Origin of the sequence: Haloarcula sp. CBA1131 (assembly GCF_008728975.1) — an archaeon.
GTDB classification, from domain to species: domain Archaea; phylum Halobacteriota; class Halobacteria; order Halobacteriales; family Haloarculaceae; genus Haloarcula; species Haloarcula hispanica.
Map to the genome: position 1 here is coordinate 2849838 of NZ_RPCY01000001.1, position 14381 is coordinate 2864218.

Here is a 14381-nt window from a genome sequence, read left to right on the forward strand (position 1 = left end):
CGGTCAATCCGGCCCGCTCGTCGAGAATTCGGTTCTGAGTTCCGGCGGGAGTTCGAGTTGCTTGATACCAACCCGGTCGTCGATCCGGAACCGATACAGCGCTGTGGCTTCCGTCTCGGCCGCCCGTTCGAACACGTCGGGCGTCCAGGAAGTGTCTATCTGTTCTTCGATTGCCCTGCGTTCGTCGTCAGGGACTCGTTCGATGGTCCCCGTCAGCAGGACGCTGCGCCAGTTGAACGTCGTTTCGACGTCGTAGATGAGAAACCGGGCAACGTCCGCGTGGTCGCTTGCCGTCACTTTCCGGCTGTCGGCACCGAGAACGTAGACGAAGTAGAGCGCGGACTCGCCGTCGTACCAGAAACCAAGCGGGCGCAGTAGCGGCGCGGAATCGGTCGGGACGCCAAGCACGCCAATGCTCTTCCGTTCGAGGGTCTTTTCGATGTCCTCGACGTTCATCCGGAGCATTCCGTAGTCTTCTAGTTCGGTAACTGTCATGTCGTCACTTGTCGGTAGATAATCATAAAGCCATAGGGCGCTAGCCCCGGGTTCTCCGCTCACAAGGGTAGCCCTTGCCGTCAGTCCGTCTCAGTCCAGCCGGCGCGCCAGCATCACCTCGTCGACCAGTTCGCCGTCGATCTCGTAGTGGCCATCGCGGACAGCCTCGACCGTCCAGCCGGTCTCCTTCAGGAAGTCGATGGCCCGCTCGTTTGTGGCCGGCAGGCTGTTGTACACCTTTCGACAGCCGCGGCTCGCGGCCCATTCGACCCCGCGGTGGAGCAGGTGGCTGCCGATACCGTGGCGGCGGTACGTCTCCATTACTCCGAGCGTGAGTTCGGCCGTCGACGCGAGTTCGGCCACCTCGGACATGGCGACGTGGACCCAGCCGACGACGTCGTCGTCGACCGTGGCGACGAAGACGACGCGACAGCGATTGGGACCCCAGCGGACGAGCGTGTCCTCGTAGGCCAGTTGCTCGGCGACACCGGCCGCGATGATGTACGGTGCCTCGCTGGTCACGTCGTGTATCGTGCCGACGACGCCGGAGAGGTCCGACGGCCGGGAAGGTCGTATCTCGTAGCTGACGCCGGCCTCGTAGTGTTCGGCCGTCTCGCCGTGGTGGAGCGCCACGGTCAGCTTCCCGTCCTCGGTGGACTCGATGAGGTCGTCCCGTTTGAGAATGGAGACATGGTGCTGGAACCGCTCGGGATCGACGCTGATGGCTTCGGCCACCTCGGCGGGCGCGACGGGGCCGTTCCGCTCCACGAACCGATACACGTCGGACCGCTCACCGCCGAGTTCGAGGTCTGTTGGGGACGGCATTTCGCTATGGCTCACTGATGACTGTATCCACTTGAAAATTCCCGAGAAGTTAGTCTGAGAGCTTATGTCGACTTGCCAGCAGCGATGCCGTGGCCGCCGGTGAAAGCGTCTGGCAGCTGTCGATACGCGGGCCGTCGTCACGTCCGCGTGATGCTTTTGTATGGTCGTGGCTCATTCTCGACCATGCCAGACGCGGTCCGTCGCTGTTCCGAGGACGGCTTTTTCGAGGGGGATGCGTGCCCGGTCTGTGACAGAGAGGGGACCCTCGTTCTCGACGGCGAACGGCGGCGACAGCTCTCGAAATTCACCTCGGGAGCGCTCAGGCACTTCCCCGAAGACGCAGGCATCGAGGTAGACGAAGCGGGGTGGACGGCGTTCGCGTCCCTCCAGGCCGCAGTCGAGCGGAAGTACGACTGGGCCGACGGCGAGGCGCTGGCTGGAGTCATCGCCACGGACCCGAAAGGGCGGTTCGAGCGGACAGGAACCAGTGACGAGTCAAGTACAGTGGCCGCTGGCGGCCGCGTTCGGGCGGCCTACGGGCACTCTGTCGACGTAACCTTGGATGCGACCGACGACCCCATCCCGGCGACGCTGTATCACGGAACTGTACCGCGAAACGTCGCGTCGATACGCGAAACGGGACTGAAGCCGATGGGGCGACAGACGGTCCACCTCTCGGACTCCGTCGCGGCGGCCCGCGAGGTGGGACGTCGCCACGCCACCGAGCCCGTCGTGTTCGTCGTCGACGCCGCGGCGATGCAAGCCGACGACCGCCGAATCGTCAAGCGCGGGACCGAGACGTACACGACTGACCGCGTGCCGCTGGGGTATCTCTCACTGCTCGAAAAATAGCGTGATCGCGTCGCCCGCTATTCGACAAGCGGCGTGCCGGTCATCGCCTCCGGCTGGTCGATGCCCATGAGCATGAGCATCGTCGGCGCGAGGTCGGCCAGCGTCCCGCCATCGCGGGCGGTCCGTCCGCCGGCAGTCCCGTCGGAATCGAGGTAGATGAACGGGACGGGGTTGGTCGTGTGGGCCGTGTGCGGGTCATCGACAGTCCCCATGTCGTCGGCGTTCCCGTGGTCGGCACAGATGAGAGCGTGGCCGCCGGCGGCCCCAATCGCCGCGACCAGCCGGCCGAGCTGTTCGTCGACGGCCTCGACGGCAGTCACCGCCGCGTCGAAGTCGCCGGTGTGGCCGACCATGTCGGGGTTGGCGAAGTTCAGGACCATCGCGCTGGGGTCCTCAGTCTCGATGAACTCGATAGCGGTGTCGGCCAGTTCCGGCGCGCTCATCTCTGGCTGGAGGTCGTAGGTCGCCACGTCAGGGCTATCGACGATTTCGCGGCTCTCGCCGTCGAACGCGACCTCACGGCCGCCGTTGAGGAAGTAGGTGACGTGGGGGTACTTCTCCGTTTCGGCCAGCCGGATCTGGATCTTCCCGGCTTCAGAAAGCACCTCGCCGAGTACGTCCTCGGGCTGGTTCGGCGGGAAGGCGACCGGCAGGTCGAACGTCTCGTCGTACTGCGTCATCGTCACCAGCCGGGTGTCCGGCGGTTCGGTGTCGGCCCCCCAGTCGTCCGGGCGGATGTCGCCGAGCATCCGGGTGAGTTGTCGGGCGCGGTCCGAGCGGAAGTTGAAGAAGATGACCGCGTCGCCGTCTTCGAGACCGGCGTGGTCGCCGACGGTCGTCGGCTCGATAAACTCGTCCGTGGTGTCGCGGGCGTAGGACTCCGTAGCGGCCGTGACGGCGTCATCCGCGTGGTGGTCGCCCTCGCGGTGGACGATGGCGTCGTAGGCCCGACGGGTCCGCTCCCAGTTCTGGTCGCGGTCCATCGCGTAGTAGCGCCCGCAGACGGTGGCGACGTGGCCAGTTCCGTGCGCCTCGGCGTGGGCTTCGAGGTCGGTGAGGTAGTCCTCGCCGCCGGTCGGCGAGGTGTCGCGGCCGTCGGTGAAAGCGTGCGAGACGGCGTCAGTCCCACGCTCGCCAGCGAGTTCGATGAGCGCGTGGAGGTGGTCCTGATAGGAGTGGACGCCGCCGTCCGACACGAGGCCCATGAAGTGGACCCGACCGCCGTGGTCCTCGGCGTGCTCGAAGGCCGACAGAATCGTTTCGTTCTCGAAGAATGGCGGGTCCTGTGCGGCGTCATCGGGCGGCGACTCGCCCCGGGAGCGCGCGATACTATCGCTGACGCGAGCGGAGTCCTGCTTGACGACGCGGCCGGCCCCGATGTTGAGGTGGCCGACCTCGGAGTTGCCCATCTGGCCCTCCGGGAGGCCGACCCGGCGGCCGTGGGTGGCAAGCGTCGACGCTGCGCCCGCGTCTCGGTAGCGGTCGAAGTTCGGCGTGTCGGCGGCGGCGACGGCATCCCGGACATCGTCGTCCGGATTCAGGCCCCAGCCGTCTAAGATGATAAGTCCGACGTCCATACCCGGTGGGTCACGCGACCGGCCTAATACACTGTCGGTCAGTCCCGAACGTGACGGTCGATAATGCGAAATTCGGCGGCTCTGGTGTCGGTACTCCATGTCGCTACTCCGCTATCGCTGCCGGTATCGGGAACCCTGAAATTAAGAGGGTGGCCCGCCTTCGGTCTGGCATGACTCGGAACATTCTCTCGGACGATCTGGCCGACGCAATCGTCACGACAGCCCGGACAGCGACGGGTGACTCGCTCCGTTCAGTGACGTATTTCACGCGTGCGAACTTCGAGCAACTCTACCTGCGGGAGGACCTTGAACAGGACGCCGACCTCAACGACTTCGTGGGCCACGAATGGCAGGGGTACAAGCAAACGAAAAACGCATATCAGGAGTCCGAACTGGGCGACTACCGCTTCACCGTCCGCGCGTTCTCTAACGGCTACCTCCTGCGGGCGACGACCGAGCGCCAGGGCGTGCTCATCACCACGGACGGCCTGACGATGCAGTCCTACGAGGAGATCGCCGAGGCCATCGAACGCCTGCTCCGCGAGGAGTCGGGCAAGGAGTAACCACCGAATCAGCAGGTGACCAAAGGGTTATCCCCGTCCCCGCGAACGCACGGGCATGACGCTGGACCCGGTCCACGTCGACGGCATCGCCAAGCTCGCCGGGCAGGTGCGCGAGACCGTCGAGACGAGCGACCAGGAGGCGGCCGCCGAGGAAGTCTGGGACAGTTTTCTCGACCCGCTGTGGCAGGACGGGACGAAGATTCTGGAACCGCTAGACGAACAGCGCCGCCGGAAGGTTCCCATCGAGGACATCGCGCTGGCGGACCCGCCGTTTCCAACCCAGCACGGCCTGGATTCGGGGACTATCAATCCCACAACATTCAAGAACGGACTGGTGCTGGACGTGGCGCAGGCGGCGATGGGCAGCGTGCCCTCGGATGTCGAACTCCACCGCGGCCGGACCATCATCATGGCCGTGCATTCGAACGACGCAACGCTGGGGTTCGACGGCGAGTGGCAGGGCGGGGACCGCGGCTACGCCAAGCGGCGCGTCCTCGACGTGCCACAGGTCGACCGCTACGAGCAGCGGGTCGTCCACGCGCTGGCACTATACCTCGCCGAGAGCCAGCACGCGCTGACCAACGCCGACGTGGTCGAGGACCTGTTCATCCTCGACGGCCCTATCTATCCGACCGGTGTCCTCCGATGGGCCGACCGCGACACCGAACTGGCCGACCTGCTCGCGGAGGACGACCGCCCCAAAACGGTCGTGAACAACTACGTCGACCTCGTCGAGCGGTTCGTCGAGCGGGACGTCCCGATGGTGGGGTTCATCAAGAACTCCTCAACGAAGGCCCTCACGCGGGCGCTCCGGCGCAAGACCAACGCGCCGTGGGTGAACGACACCGCCTTCTTCCGCCGAATCCTGGAGCGTCGCGACGACGATGGTGAGCGGCAGACCGACTGTCTCACCGCGACGAACTGGTTCCGCTCGCGGGGCGGCACCGACGGCATCATGGCCGCCGACGGCGACGCGCTGGGCATCGAGCGGTCGCTCGACCCAGAGGCCTACGAGGTGACGTTTTTCGTCCTCTATGACCCGCGCTCCGACCTCGTGTTCCGCGTCGAGGCCCCGTACGCGTTCACCAAAGACCCGGAGTGTCGGGCCAAACTCACACGGCAGATACTCCACGACGTGGCCCGGGAACAGGGGCCGCCGCTGGCTATCGGGAAGGCTGACGAGTTAGCGAAGATCGACCGCCAGGGCAGCGAGGAACTCACCCGCCGCATCGAGCGGACCTTCGAGACCGACCGCGAGCGGGAGTTCAACGATATCCGGTGGGGAGCCGTCGAAGAATCGTTCTGAAGCGTGCTATCCGCGGCGGGCCAGAACGATGGCGTACAGGAGGACGAGGAGCCCGACGAGTTCTGTGATAGTGCCCGGAAGGGGAAACACCACTCGCGGGAAGACCTGCACGGCACCAAGGGTAACGAGGTACGAGACGAAGGTGAGGAGGCTGATTCCGACGGCCAGCGCGAGCATGGAGCGGGTCCGCTGTCGACGGTAGCCGACGAGCGCCAATGCAGCAATGAGCAGCCCGACCCCCGTCTGTGCGAGGTGGAAAGCAGTGTTCACGGTAACCCACGTTTCGGCGGAGAGGCCGGCAACGTCCATCAGAGCCCCTCCCAGAGATCCACCAGCGCGTCGGCGAACTCGTGTGTCGTCGATTCGACGGAGAGGCTGACATCGAAGGTCCCGTCGGTGAGACACACGGTGAGTTCGTCCATCTGTGCCTCGTACACGTCTACATGGTGCCCATCGTCCGCGATTTGCGTTCGAGCGGCGACGAGGCCGCAGTCCTCGAGGGCGTCGAGGCGGCGATACACGGTCGAGAGTGACATGTCGCAGTCGTTGCTGAGTTCAGTTGCAGTCATCGGTCTGTGACTCGTGGCTGCAAGGAGCGCGCGAGCGTAGTCATCGTCGAGGAGGGCGAACACCTCGGTCGGGGACGGGTCCTCGGCCACGCGCAGTGGGTTCACCCGTCACATTGGTATAACTCACTGGTCGTTCGCTGACTCAGAAAACGGACGGTCGATTACAGCGGACCTGTGCAGCTACGCCGTCTCAGCTTGCTGCACCGTCACGTCAACGGTCTCGCCAGCCACGCCGAGCCGGGCGAACTGCGTTCTGACGTGTTCCTTGGCCGCGTCGATGGCCGCATCGCGCGTCTCGAAGCCGCGGGGCATCGGGGACTCGAAAGCAATCCGGATCTCGCGGTCGCCGATAGACTGGACCTGACCGCCGCTTTCGACCTCGTAGAAGGCGTCACAGAGCCAGACGTAGGGCGTCCCCTCGTCCGGCGCGCCGTTGAACTCGGGCGGCTCCTCGCCCGGTTCGTACAGCGTCCCGGTCAGCGCCGTCCCGCCTGCTGTCCCCCGAATAAGCAACATAGCCCACTGTAGGGGCCACACAGGCAAAAGATTCTCCCCCAGGTCAGGGCTCGCAGTCGACCACGACAGGCAGGTGGTCGGAGCCGTAGTGGTCGTCGTCGCGGTCGGCGATGACCGCTCTGGTGTCGACGGCCACGTCCTCGCTGACGAACACATGGTCGATCCCCATCTCGGGGAGCAGGGCGTGGAAATCGGTCCGGCTCGTCGTCGGGCCGTGGGTGACGGTCGCTGTGTCGCGGGCGTCGACGAGCGTGCGGCCGTCCGGGAGTTCGTGGCCCTCGGCCCGCTCGTAGGCCGGCTCGCCGACGACACAGTTGAAATCGCCGGTCACGACTGCGGGGGCCTCGCGGGCGATGGAATCGAGGTGGTCAAGTACCAGTTCGATGCCCTCGACCCGCGCGTCAGCCCCCTGGTGGTCCAGATGCGTGTTCAGACACAGCAGGTCGTCGTCGGTGTCGCGGTCACGGAGGCGCGCCCAGGTCGCTACGCGGGGGTAGGCGGCGTCCCAGCCGACGCTGCTCGGCTCGGCGGGCTGTTCGGAGAGCCAGAACGTGTTCGTGGCCGCGCAGTCGAAGCGCTCGGCCCGGTAGCCGATGGCCGTGTGCTCCCCACCGGCATCGACGGATTCCCGTGGGTCACCGACCCACTCGTAGCCGTCCAGCAACACCTCTAGCTCCCGGAGCTGGTGGGCCATCGCTTCCTGAACCCCGATAATATCGGGGTTGTGGTACTGGATTATCCCCGCCACCAGCCGCCGCCTGTGAGGCCACCCGTCTACCCCATCCCCGGCGGTGTCGTACCGCACATTGAAAGACATCACCCGCGTCGGCTTCATATGCGTTCGTTGACAGCCATCCGGGTAAGGTTTCACATTCATGCTGCTGGGGAAAGGTGTTAATCCCCGGCTACCCTGGAGTGGGGTATGTCCGACCTCGGGGATTTCACTGATTTCGACGGCGACGATGCGGCGGCCGACGACGAGGCCGCCGATTCTGCCGAGACGACCGACGACAGCGACCGGGCTGTCGACGCGTCGGGGAGCACCGACCCGACAACACAATCGACAGACGACGACTTCGAAGATATGGACGTGACACCGGCCGGCACAGACACCGGCCTCGGTGTCCTCTCGGCGGCGAACGGCCTCCGAATCAGCGAGGAAGCGGAGGAAACGGTCCTCCGGGCGTACGTCACCGCGCGGAACCGCTCGCGCCTGCGCATCGGGACCTATCTGCTCGTCCCCTACCCTGGGGGTGAGCGCCTGTTCTGTCGCATCAAGGCCCTGGAGTACGCACAGGAGTTCCACGCCGACGACGCGACCGAAATCCACGCCCGGCGAGCGATGCGCGAGCGGGGCATCGACGAGCGGGATTTCAAATTCATCGCCGAGCTTGAGCCGGTTGCAGTGCTGTACAGCGACGGTGGCGAACTCAAGCGGCGGATGACTGACCGGGTGCCCAAACCCGAAACCGTCGTCCGGGAGGCCACCGACAAATCCGAGATCAAGACCGGCCTGAAGATTCCCGAGGACGGCGTCTTCCTGGGCCATCTCGCCGTCGGCGGCGAGAAGGTCCGAACGGCCGCCGAACCACCGACCATCGACTACCGGCTGAAAGACGACTACGACGCCGGCGACCCGCTCGTGTTCCGCCACACCCTCGTCGCCGGCGGGACCGGCTCCGGGAAGACCCACAGTTCCAAGAACGTCCTGCGGCAGTATCTCGGCCGGACCTACGAGATGGGCGACGGCCGCACGCCCGAACTCGCCGTCGTCCAGTTCGACCCCCAGGACGAGTACGCCCAGATGCACGACGACAACCCCGCGATGACGGACGAGTTTGAGCGCCGCTGCGAGCGGGAGGGCGTCGCCTACGGCGGGCACGACGACACCATCGCCTTCGTCCCGAAGGTGGCCGGCGCGGATTACAACGCCAGCCACCACCGCGCCGAGCAGGTGGAGTTCACCATCCCGTTCTCGCTCGTCCACGACAACCCCTGGCTCATCGCCGGGTCCAGCCTGAACGACAACCAGTACGGCGCGCTCGTCAATACGCTGCTCCCGCGGTTCGAGCGCGAATACGGAACCGGTGGGACCTACAGCGACTTCCGGACGTTCCTCGGCGACCCCGCGCTCAAGGAGGAACTGGACGAGGCGGGCGACGTGCACGAGGCCACGTTCGACGCCATCAAGCGCCGCGTCCAGGGCTTCGGCGCAGTCTTCGACCAGGACGCCCGCCCCATCACCGACCAGATATCGCAGTTCGTCCGCGACGGCGGGCTGACGGTCATCCCGACGTACCACATCACGGACTCCCGGACCGCATCGACCATCGTGCTGGCCGTCTCCAGCCTGCTCATCGATCAGAAGCTCTCGAACGACCCGGACTACGACCGCATCAAGGAGACGCCGCTCGTGCTCGGGATGGACGAGGCCCACAACTTCCTCACCGACGCCGACAGCGTCCAGGGCCGCAAGGTCATCGGGAAGTTCACCGAGGCCGCCAAACAGGGCCGGAAGGAGCGCCTCGGCCTGTACCTCATCACGCAGGACCCCCAAGACATCGCCGACCCGGTGTTCAAGCAGATCAACACGACGATGGTGCTCAATCTCGGCGACGAAGACGCCATCTCGGCGGTAAACATTCCCAGCAACCTCGAATCGAAGGTTCCCTATATGGAGAAGGGCCAGCGGGTCGTCTACTCGCCGGATAACTCCGAACCGGTCGAACTGATCGGTCTGTCGACGTGTGTGACCCGTCACGGGCGAGACTGACAAACCGACGGCCCGCTCACCGATTGCAGCGGGCCGAAGATTCAAACCGGCCCCAGCGGAAGTGGGCATATGGCAAAGCGAATCCTCGTTCCGGTCGACAGTTCAGATCAAGCAACAGTAGCCTGTGAATTCGCGGCCGAGGAGTATCCGGACGCGACGGTCGTTCTCCTGCACGTCATCAACCCCGCAGAGGCCGGCTACAGCGCGGAGGCCTCGATTCCATCCTTCTCCGAGGAGTGGTACGAAAAACAGAAAGCCACAGCGGAGGACCTGCTCGACGAACTCGAAGCTGAAGTGGCCGAGTCCGGTGTCGAGTCCGTCGAACGCGTCATCGAGGTCGGGCGACCGACGAAGGTCATCGTGGAGTACGCGGACGAACACGACATCAACCAGATCGTCATGGGAAGCCACGGCCGCTCGGGGATGTCCCGCATCCTGCTGGGCAGCGTCGCCGAAATCGTCGTCAGACGAGCGTCCGTCCCCGTAACCGTCGTCAGATAGTGCTACGGGTGCCGGACGATATGGACGTCGTACTCGGGGTCTTCCGACACCGGTGAGCCGACACTACAGACCGGTGTCGACACCCGTCCGGCGTTCTCACTGCCGATAAACACGATTGAGGCCCCCGCTTCGTGAGCGACTTCTCTGATGGTCCGGGTGATGTCCGTCGTCGTCGATGCCATCGAGCTCACGTCTTCCGGGACCTCGTAGCGGAACGACGCCGTCGGGGCGACCGACTCGGCTTGCTCTCGCATTCGGTCGGCGACGGTCCCAGTATCGAACACCTCGTCCGCATCGATCCAGCCGCGTTCCCGCGCGTACGCCGCATCGTCCGGGATAACGGACAGCACAGTGATGTCCTCGTCGCGATAGTCCGCGAACTCCATCGCCCGCGTTAGCGCGGCTTTCGACAGGTCCGAACCGTCGAAGGGCACGAGTAGTACCATATCCCTCCTGTCGCCCGGTTGTGATTTATTGGTTCCGCAAGCTGGCGCGATTTGAGTGGAATCGTGTTGGAATCGACACATCGCAGTCCTGCGGTAAGCCGAGCGAATAACCCGGCAAGGTGTCTGTAACTAATTATGTAGGGCGTGACCAAGACACATGGAATCACTCGAAGAGACACTCAGATATCCCATGGAAGACGACGACTGGACCGTGACCGTTCTCATCGGCGGCGTTCTCAGCCTCCTCGCCTTTCTCCTCGTACCCGGTATCCTCGTGTACGGCTATCTCGTTCAGGCAGTCCGCGAACGGGCAGACGGGGCGACAGAGCCGCCGGCGTTCGAGGACTGGGGCGAACTGTTCGTCGGCGGCCTCAAGGCCTGGGTCATCGGCATCGTGTACATGCTCGTCCCGCTCGTCGTGTTCGGGGTGACCGTCGGCGGCAGCCTGTTCGCGATGGCGACGGGGACCCGCGCCGGAGCGGGTGCCGGCCTGGCCGGCCTCTTCGGCGGGCTGGTGATCTCGTTCGTCCTGTCGCTGGTGTTCGGCTACGTGGCGACGGCCGCCATCATCCACTTCGCCTGTACCGGCGAGTTCGGTGCTGGGTTCGATTTCGGGACGCTACGGAAGTTAGTCCTGTCCCCGAAGTACGCGACGCCGTGGCTGGTCTCGATTGCGCTGTTCATCGCCGTCAACGTCGTGGTGAACTTGCTCAATGTGATACCGTTCCTCGGTTCGCTCCTCGCCGTGATTCTCAGCCCGTTCGCCACCTTCTACGTGCTGGTCGTCGCGACGGACCTCTGGGCCGGCGGCTACAACGCCGCACTCGACGAGCGGGACGAACCGGAGTCGGTCGGGACGGCGACGGCTTAGAAGATGTTGGCCTGCTGGTAGACCGAGATACCGTCGTTCGTTATCTCGTAGGGTTTCGTCTCCCGCGAGTGGTTCGCGTTCCGTATCTTCTGAATCTCGACGGCGAGTCGCGTCTCGCCGGTGTCCGACCGGACGTACTGAAGGATGAACACCGCGTCAGTCAGGTATTCGATGATACCGTGTCTGGACGCGAAGGGGTTGTTCTCGCTGGCTTCGGAGACGAGCATCGTCGTCACGCCGGCCTGTTTCAGTGACCGGGTGAAATCGAACACTTCGGTGCGTCTCCGGGACTGGTCGTCGTACATCATCTCTAGCAGGGAGACGGAGTCAAGCACCAGCCGGTCGGCGCCGAACTTCTCGATGAGCGCCGGCAGTTCGCCCCGGATGTTGTCGAGGCTGTTCGCCATCTCGACCGGGTCGAGGTCGACAATCGCTAGCTGGCCCTGTTCCTCGTACTCCTCGAACCCCCAGCCGCGTTCACTGGCAGTGTCCAGTATCGCGTCGTGGGACTGTTCGAGCGTCAGAAACACCGCGTTCTCGCCGTTCCGGAGGCCGTGGTGAAGGAACTGCAGCCCGAACGTCGTCTTCCCGGTTCCAGCCGAGCCGATAGTGACGATGAGATGGCGCTGTGGAATCCCGCCCTGAATCATCTGGTCGAGCCCCTCGATACCGATGTCGACCCGCGGGATGTCGGACTCGAACTCCTCCTCGAAGTCGCTACCACTGTCCCCGTCACCGCTGCCGGCGGACTCGAACGCGGTGGCGAAGTCGTCGTCGAAGAGCCCGCCGCCGTCGTCGCCGGAGGACCCAGCGTCGGTATCGGGGGCCTCACTTCCACCGCTGTTGAAGGGGTCATCGCCGCCGTCGTCGAACGGGCTGCTGTCACTCTCCTCGTTAAAGGGAGTGCCCCCATCGTCGTCGAAGGGGCTGTCGCCCCCACTGCTATCACTCTCGTCACTGTCTGCCGCAAACGGCCCAGTGTCCGCAGATGTAGGCTCCTCGGCGTCGCTCTCGGGTTGTGTCGCCGAAGTATCGTCGGTATCCGTCTGTTCGCTGTCGCCGTCCTCGTCGTCCAGCGCACTTTCGAACCAGTCGTCGTCGGACCCGTCGTCCCCGCTCATACGTACGACCACCAGCCACACGAACGGCCCATGGAAGTGGATACGCGTCGGGACGGATATAATTGCCGTCGTAGAGGGTTTATATGCGGCCGGCGGGAACGTCCGGCAATGACTGTCGGTATCGTCGCGCAGCGGGACAACGACCGGGCCATGTCGCTTGCGAGTACACTGTGTGACCGACTGCGCGCCACGTCGGCGGCCGTCGTCGTGGACGAAACGACCGCCGGGGCGCTGGGAGACCACGACGCGTGGGAGGCCGCCGTACCCGATTCGGCCCCGGTCGATGAGATGTCCGCCTGTGACCTCGTCGTGAGCATCGGCGGCGACGGGACGTTTCTGTACGCGGCCCGCGGCGCGGGGTCGACGCCGATCCTGGGCGTCAATCTCGGAGAGGTCGGCTTTCTGAACGCTATCGCGCCCGAGGAAGCCGTCGAGACGGTCGTCGCGGAGGTCGAACACATCCAGAAGACCGGCAGCGCCAGAACGCGGGCCAAGCCGCGGCTCCAGGCCAGCGGCGACGACTGGGAGCTGTCGCCGGCGCTGAACGAGGTCGTCGTCCAGGGCGAGCGCCGCGGTCACGGCGGCGGGGCGACGCTCGACGTGTACATCGACGACTCGCTGTACACGTCCGGTCACGCCGACGGCGTGCTGGTGGCGACACCCACCGGCTCGACAGCGTACAACCTCAGCGAACGCGGCCCGCTCGTCCATCCCGACGTGGCCGGCCTCATCATCACCGGGATGGCAGACGAAATGGGGACGCCGCCGCTGGTCGTCGACGTCGACAGCGAAATCGTCGTCGAACTCACGGACGCCGACAGCGGCGTCGTCGTCAGCGACGGACGGGTCAGAGAAGACGTGGTCCCGCCGGAGCGAATTACGGTCTCGCGTGCGAGCGAACCGGTCCGGCTCGCCGGGCCGCCGCTTGACTTCTTCACCGCACTGGACAAGCTAGCCTAACGCCGACCGACGGCGTACAGCACCGGTGCGAGGACGAGCAGCACCAGGCCGAACAGTTTGTACTGGAACGACGACGCGAGGACGCTCGCACTGCTTGGTTCCATCGCCGACGCCGGCGTAATCACGAGCAGTGCGCCCAGCGCAATCGTATGCAGCCCCAGCATCCGGAGCGACCGTTGCGGGAGAATTGCGACGAGCCCACCGACAAAGCCGAGTAGCAGGACATCACCGATGGTGTAGTTCAGCAGGAAACTATCGATGAGTTGCAGCGGTGACGCGAGCATTCCTATCCAGAATTTCGCCGGGATGGAATCTTTAAAGTTCCGTTACGCCGCCGACCTGCGGGCGGCGTTCGACCGTTCAATCGCTCGCCGTCCCCAATGGTGTGAGCAGGAGGTAGCCGGTCGATGGGACGCCGGCCGTCCGCAACCGGAACTGCCTCGGTTCGTCGAGTGCCGTCGAGAGGGCCACGACATCGATGTCAGTTGTACTGACTGTCTCGGCGTCCACTTCGTCGATACCAGCCACGAGCAGCGCCTCGGAGAGCGCTGTTCCGTCGAGGCGGTCGGACGGCACGTCGAACGTGGTCCCGAACGCCTCGTTGGCCGCACGCACGACTGGGCCGTGCCCCTCGTCGGCGAAGTACAACACCGGGTCCGGATGACCGTCGAAGAGATCGACCGGTTGTGGCTCCGGTGTTCGCTCGACATCTGCCGACACCGTCATCGTCTCGTCGGTCGCCTCGCCGGGCGAATCAGTCACCAGGAGATAGGAGACGCCACCCAGTCCCCCACCGAGCGCCAGGCCGAGGCCCACGGTGACCTGTTCCGAGAGCCCCAGCGAGAACACCGACTGCACCACCAGCGCCACGGTGGCGAGCACGACCGCTCCTGCCCCTATCCAACCGACCACGGCCGCGAGGCTCCCGAGGCGATGTCGACCGCCTGTGCCCGCCGACGACTTGCTCATCGGTACACACTCAATGGGCCATCGGTTAACGCTTTTC

General features: G+C 65.0%; 18 protein-coding genes. 7 read left to right on the plus strand and 11 right to left on the minus strand.

What is annotated here, in order from left to right; genetic code table 11:
- Positions 1–3 precede the first annotated feature (3 nt).
- Together Har1131_RS14510 and Har1131_RS14515 are read right to left on the minus strand one after the other, a co-directional pair.
- Positions 4–495, minus strand: coding sequence for a pyridoxamine 5'-phosphate oxidase family protein (locus tag Har1131_RS14510; RefSeq protein ID WP_023843134.1), 492 nt, complete (start codon positions 493–495; stop codon positions 4–6).
- Positions 496–585: 90 nt separating this feature from the next.
- Positions 586–1320, minus strand: a complete 735-nt coding sequence (locus Har1131_RS14515) for a bifunctional helix-turn-helix transcriptional regulator/GNAT family N-acetyltransferase (protein ID WP_050037584.1) — start codon at positions 1318–1320, stop codon at positions 586–588.
- Between the two features lie 183 nt (positions 1321–1503).
- Between Har1131_RS14515 and Har1131_RS14520 the strand changes: the two genes are divergently transcribed.
- Positions 1504–2172, plus strand: coding sequence for an RNA 2'-phosphotransferase (locus Har1131_RS14520; RefSeq protein WP_146417919.1), 669 nt, complete (start codon positions 1504–1506; stop codon positions 2170–2172).
- A gap of 17 nt (positions 2173–2189) precedes the next feature.
- On the opposite strand, the gene gpmI is transcribed toward Har1131_RS14520, so the two are convergent.
- Positions 2190–3749, minus strand: a complete 1560-nt coding sequence (gpmI, locus tag Har1131_RS14525; protein ID WP_146417920.1) for a 2,3-bisphosphoglycerate-independent phosphoglycerate mutase — start codon at positions 3747–3749, stop codon at positions 2190–2192.
- 170 nt (positions 3750–3919) lie between these two features.
- Between gpmI and Har1131_RS14530 the strand changes: the two genes are divergently transcribed.
- Positions 3920–4312, plus strand: a complete 393-nt coding sequence (locus tag Har1131_RS14530; RefSeq protein ID WP_004593761.1) for a hypothetical protein — start codon at positions 3920–3922, stop codon at positions 4310–4312.
- A gap of 55 nt (positions 4313–4367) precedes the next feature.
- Complete coding sequence (locus Har1131_RS14535) at positions 4368–5618, plus strand: DNA double-strand break repair nuclease NurA (RefSeq protein WP_151147042.1); 1251 nt, start codon at positions 4368–4370, stop codon at positions 5616–5618.
- A 6-nt stretch (positions 5619–5624) separates the two neighbouring features.
- Here the strand turns inward: Har1131_RS14535 and Har1131_RS14540 are convergent, their stop codons facing one another.
- The 4 genes from Har1131_RS14540 to Har1131_RS14555 form a co-directional block, all read right to left on the minus strand.
- Positions 5625–5927, minus strand: coding sequence for a hypothetical protein (locus Har1131_RS14540; RefSeq protein WP_014039589.1), 303 nt, complete (start codon positions 5925–5927; stop codon positions 5625–5627).
- Positions 5927–6277 carry a winged helix-turn-helix domain-containing protein gene (locus Har1131_RS14545; protein ID WP_044951683.1) on the minus strand — a complete coding sequence of 117 codons (351 nt, stop codon included), beginning with the start codon at positions 6275–6277 and terminating at the stop codon, positions 5927–5929. Before Har1131_RS14545 ends, Har1131_RS14540 begins: the two co-directional genes overlap by 1 nt.
- Before the next feature lie 90 nt (positions 6278–6367).
- Positions 6368–6703, minus strand: a complete 336-nt coding sequence (locus Har1131_RS14550; RefSeq protein ID WP_014039587.1) for a hypothetical protein — start codon at positions 6701–6703, stop codon at positions 6368–6370.
- Positions 6704–6746: 43 nt separating this feature from the next.
- Positions 6747–7538 carry an endonuclease/exonuclease/phosphatase family protein gene (locus Har1131_RS14555; RefSeq protein ID WP_079980821.1) on the minus strand — a complete coding sequence of 264 codons (792 nt, stop codon included), beginning with the start codon at positions 7536–7538 and terminating at the stop codon, positions 6747–6749.
- 87 nt (positions 7539–7625) lie between these two features.
- Here Har1131_RS14555 and Har1131_RS14560 point away from each other — a divergent pair, with 87 nt between their 5' ends.
- Together Har1131_RS14560 and Har1131_RS14565 are read left to right on the plus strand one after the other, a co-directional pair.
- Positions 7626–9476, plus strand: coding sequence for an ATP-binding protein (locus tag Har1131_RS14560; RefSeq protein WP_014039585.1), 1851 nt, complete (start codon positions 7626–7628; stop codon positions 9474–9476).
- Between the two features lie 69 nt (positions 9477–9545).
- Entirely contained in the window at positions 9546–9977 is a 432-nt protein-coding gene (locus Har1131_RS14565; RefSeq protein ID WP_014039584.1) for a universal stress protein, read from the plus strand.
- Positions 9978–9979: 2 nt separating this feature from the next.
- Here the strand turns inward: Har1131_RS14565 and Har1131_RS14570 are convergent, their stop codons facing one another.
- Positions 9980–10423: a universal stress protein gene (locus Har1131_RS14570; RefSeq protein ID WP_014039583.1), complete on the minus strand. Its 444-nt coding sequence runs from the start codon at positions 10421–10423 to the stop codon at positions 9980–9982.
- 157 nt (positions 10424–10580) lie between these two features.
- On the opposite strand from Har1131_RS14570, the gene Har1131_RS14575 reads away from it, so the two are divergent.
- A complete protein-coding gene (locus Har1131_RS14575) occupies positions 10581–11294 on the plus strand; it encodes a DUF4013 domain-containing protein (protein ID WP_014039582.1) in 714 nt (237 codons plus the stop codon).
- Here the strand turns inward: Har1131_RS14575 and Har1131_RS14580 are convergent.
- Positions 11291–12415, minus strand: coding sequence for a KaiC domain-containing protein (locus tag Har1131_RS14580; protein WP_151147045.1), 1125 nt, complete (start codon positions 12413–12415; stop codon positions 11291–11293). The two genes, Har1131_RS14575 and Har1131_RS14580, sit on opposite strands and share 4 nt — an antisense overlap.
- Before the next feature lie 108 nt (positions 12416–12523).
- Between Har1131_RS14580 and Har1131_RS14585 the strand changes: the two genes are divergently transcribed.
- Entirely contained in the window at positions 12524–13375 is an 852-nt protein-coding gene (locus Har1131_RS14585; protein WP_050007553.1) for an NAD(+)/NADH kinase, read from the plus strand.
- Here Har1131_RS14585 and Har1131_RS14590 read toward each other — a convergent pair.
- On the minus strand, positions 13372–13659 hold the full coding sequence (locus tag Har1131_RS14590; RefSeq protein ID WP_008310747.1) for a hypothetical protein: 288 nt from the start codon (positions 13657–13659) through the stop codon (positions 13372–13374). The genes Har1131_RS14585 and Har1131_RS14590 overlap by 4 nt on opposite strands.
- 76 nt (positions 13660–13735) lie before the next feature.
- Positions 13736–14344 carry a hypothetical protein gene (locus Har1131_RS14595; RefSeq protein ID WP_151147048.1) on the minus strand — a complete coding sequence of 203 codons (609 nt, stop codon included), beginning with the start codon at positions 14342–14344 and terminating at the stop codon, positions 13736–13738.
- Positions 14345–14381: the final 37 nt, after the last annotated feature.

What these genes read in the sequence shown, in the direction of transcription:
- Har1131_RS14595 (WP_151147048.1), bottom strand. Translation starts at nt 14,344, where the DNA reads ATGAGCAAGTCGTCGGCGGGCACAGGCGGTCGACATCGCCTCGGGAGC.
- Har1131_RS14510 (WP_023843134.1), bottom strand. Translation starts at nt 495, where the DNA reads ATGACAGTTACCGAACTAGAAGACTACGGAATGCTCCGGATGAACGTC.
- Har1131_RS14565 (WP_014039584.1), top strand. Translation starts at nt 9,546, where the DNA reads ATGGCAAAGCGAATCCTCGTTCCGGTCGACAGTTCAGATCAAGCAACA.
- Har1131_RS14535 (WP_151147042.1), top strand. Translation starts at nt 4,368, where the DNA reads ATGACGCTGGACCCGGTCCACGTCGACGGCATCGCCAAGCTCGCCGGG.
- Har1131_RS14570 (WP_014039583.1), bottom strand. Translation starts at nt 10,423, where the DNA reads ATGGTACTACTCGTGCCCTTCGACGGTTCGGACCTGTCGAAAGCCGCG.
- Har1131_RS14580 (WP_151147045.1), bottom strand. Translation starts at nt 12,415, where the DNA reads ATGAGCGGGGACGACGGGTCCGACGACGACTGGTTCGAAAGTGCGCTG.
- Har1131_RS14590 (WP_008310747.1), bottom strand. Translation starts at nt 13,659, where the DNA reads ATGCTCGCGTCACCGCTGCAACTCATCGATAGTTTCCTGCTGAACTAC.
- Har1131_RS14540 (WP_014039589.1), bottom strand. Translation starts at nt 5,927, where the DNA reads ATGGACGTTGCCGGCCTCTCCGCCGAAACGTGGGTTACCGTGAACACT.
- Har1131_RS14550 (WP_014039587.1), bottom strand. Translation starts at nt 6,703, where the DNA reads ATGTTGCTTATTCGGGGGACAGCAGGCGGGACGGCGCTGACCGGGACG.
- Har1131_RS14575 (WP_014039582.1), top strand. Translation starts at nt 10,581, where the DNA reads ATGGAATCACTCGAAGAGACACTCAGATATCCCATGGAAGACGACGAC.
- Har1131_RS14560 (WP_014039585.1), top strand. Translation starts at nt 7,626, where the DNA reads ATGTCCGACCTCGGGGATTTCACTGATTTCGACGGCGACGATGCGGCG.
- Har1131_RS14520 (WP_146417919.1), top strand. Translation starts at nt 1,504, where the DNA reads ATGCCAGACGCGGTCCGTCGCTGTTCCGAGGACGGCTTTTTCGAGGGG.
- gpmI (WP_146417920.1), bottom strand. Translation starts at nt 3,749, where the DNA reads ATGGACGTCGGACTTATCATCTTAGACGGCTGGGGCCTGAATCCGGAC.
- Har1131_RS14555 (WP_079980821.1), bottom strand. Translation starts at nt 7,538, where the DNA reads ATGAAGCCGACGCGGGTGATGTCTTTCAATGTGCGGTACGACACCGCC.
- Har1131_RS14515 (WP_050037584.1), bottom strand. Translation starts at nt 1,320, where the DNA reads ATGCCGTCCCCAACAGACCTCGAACTCGGCGGTGAGCGGTCCGACGTG.
- Har1131_RS14530 (WP_004593761.1), top strand. Translation starts at nt 3,920, where the DNA reads ATGACTCGGAACATTCTCTCGGACGATCTGGCCGACGCAATCGTCACG.
- Har1131_RS14585 (WP_050007553.1), top strand. Translation starts at nt 12,524, where the DNA reads ATGACTGTCGGTATCGTCGCGCAGCGGGACAACGACCGGGCCATGTCG.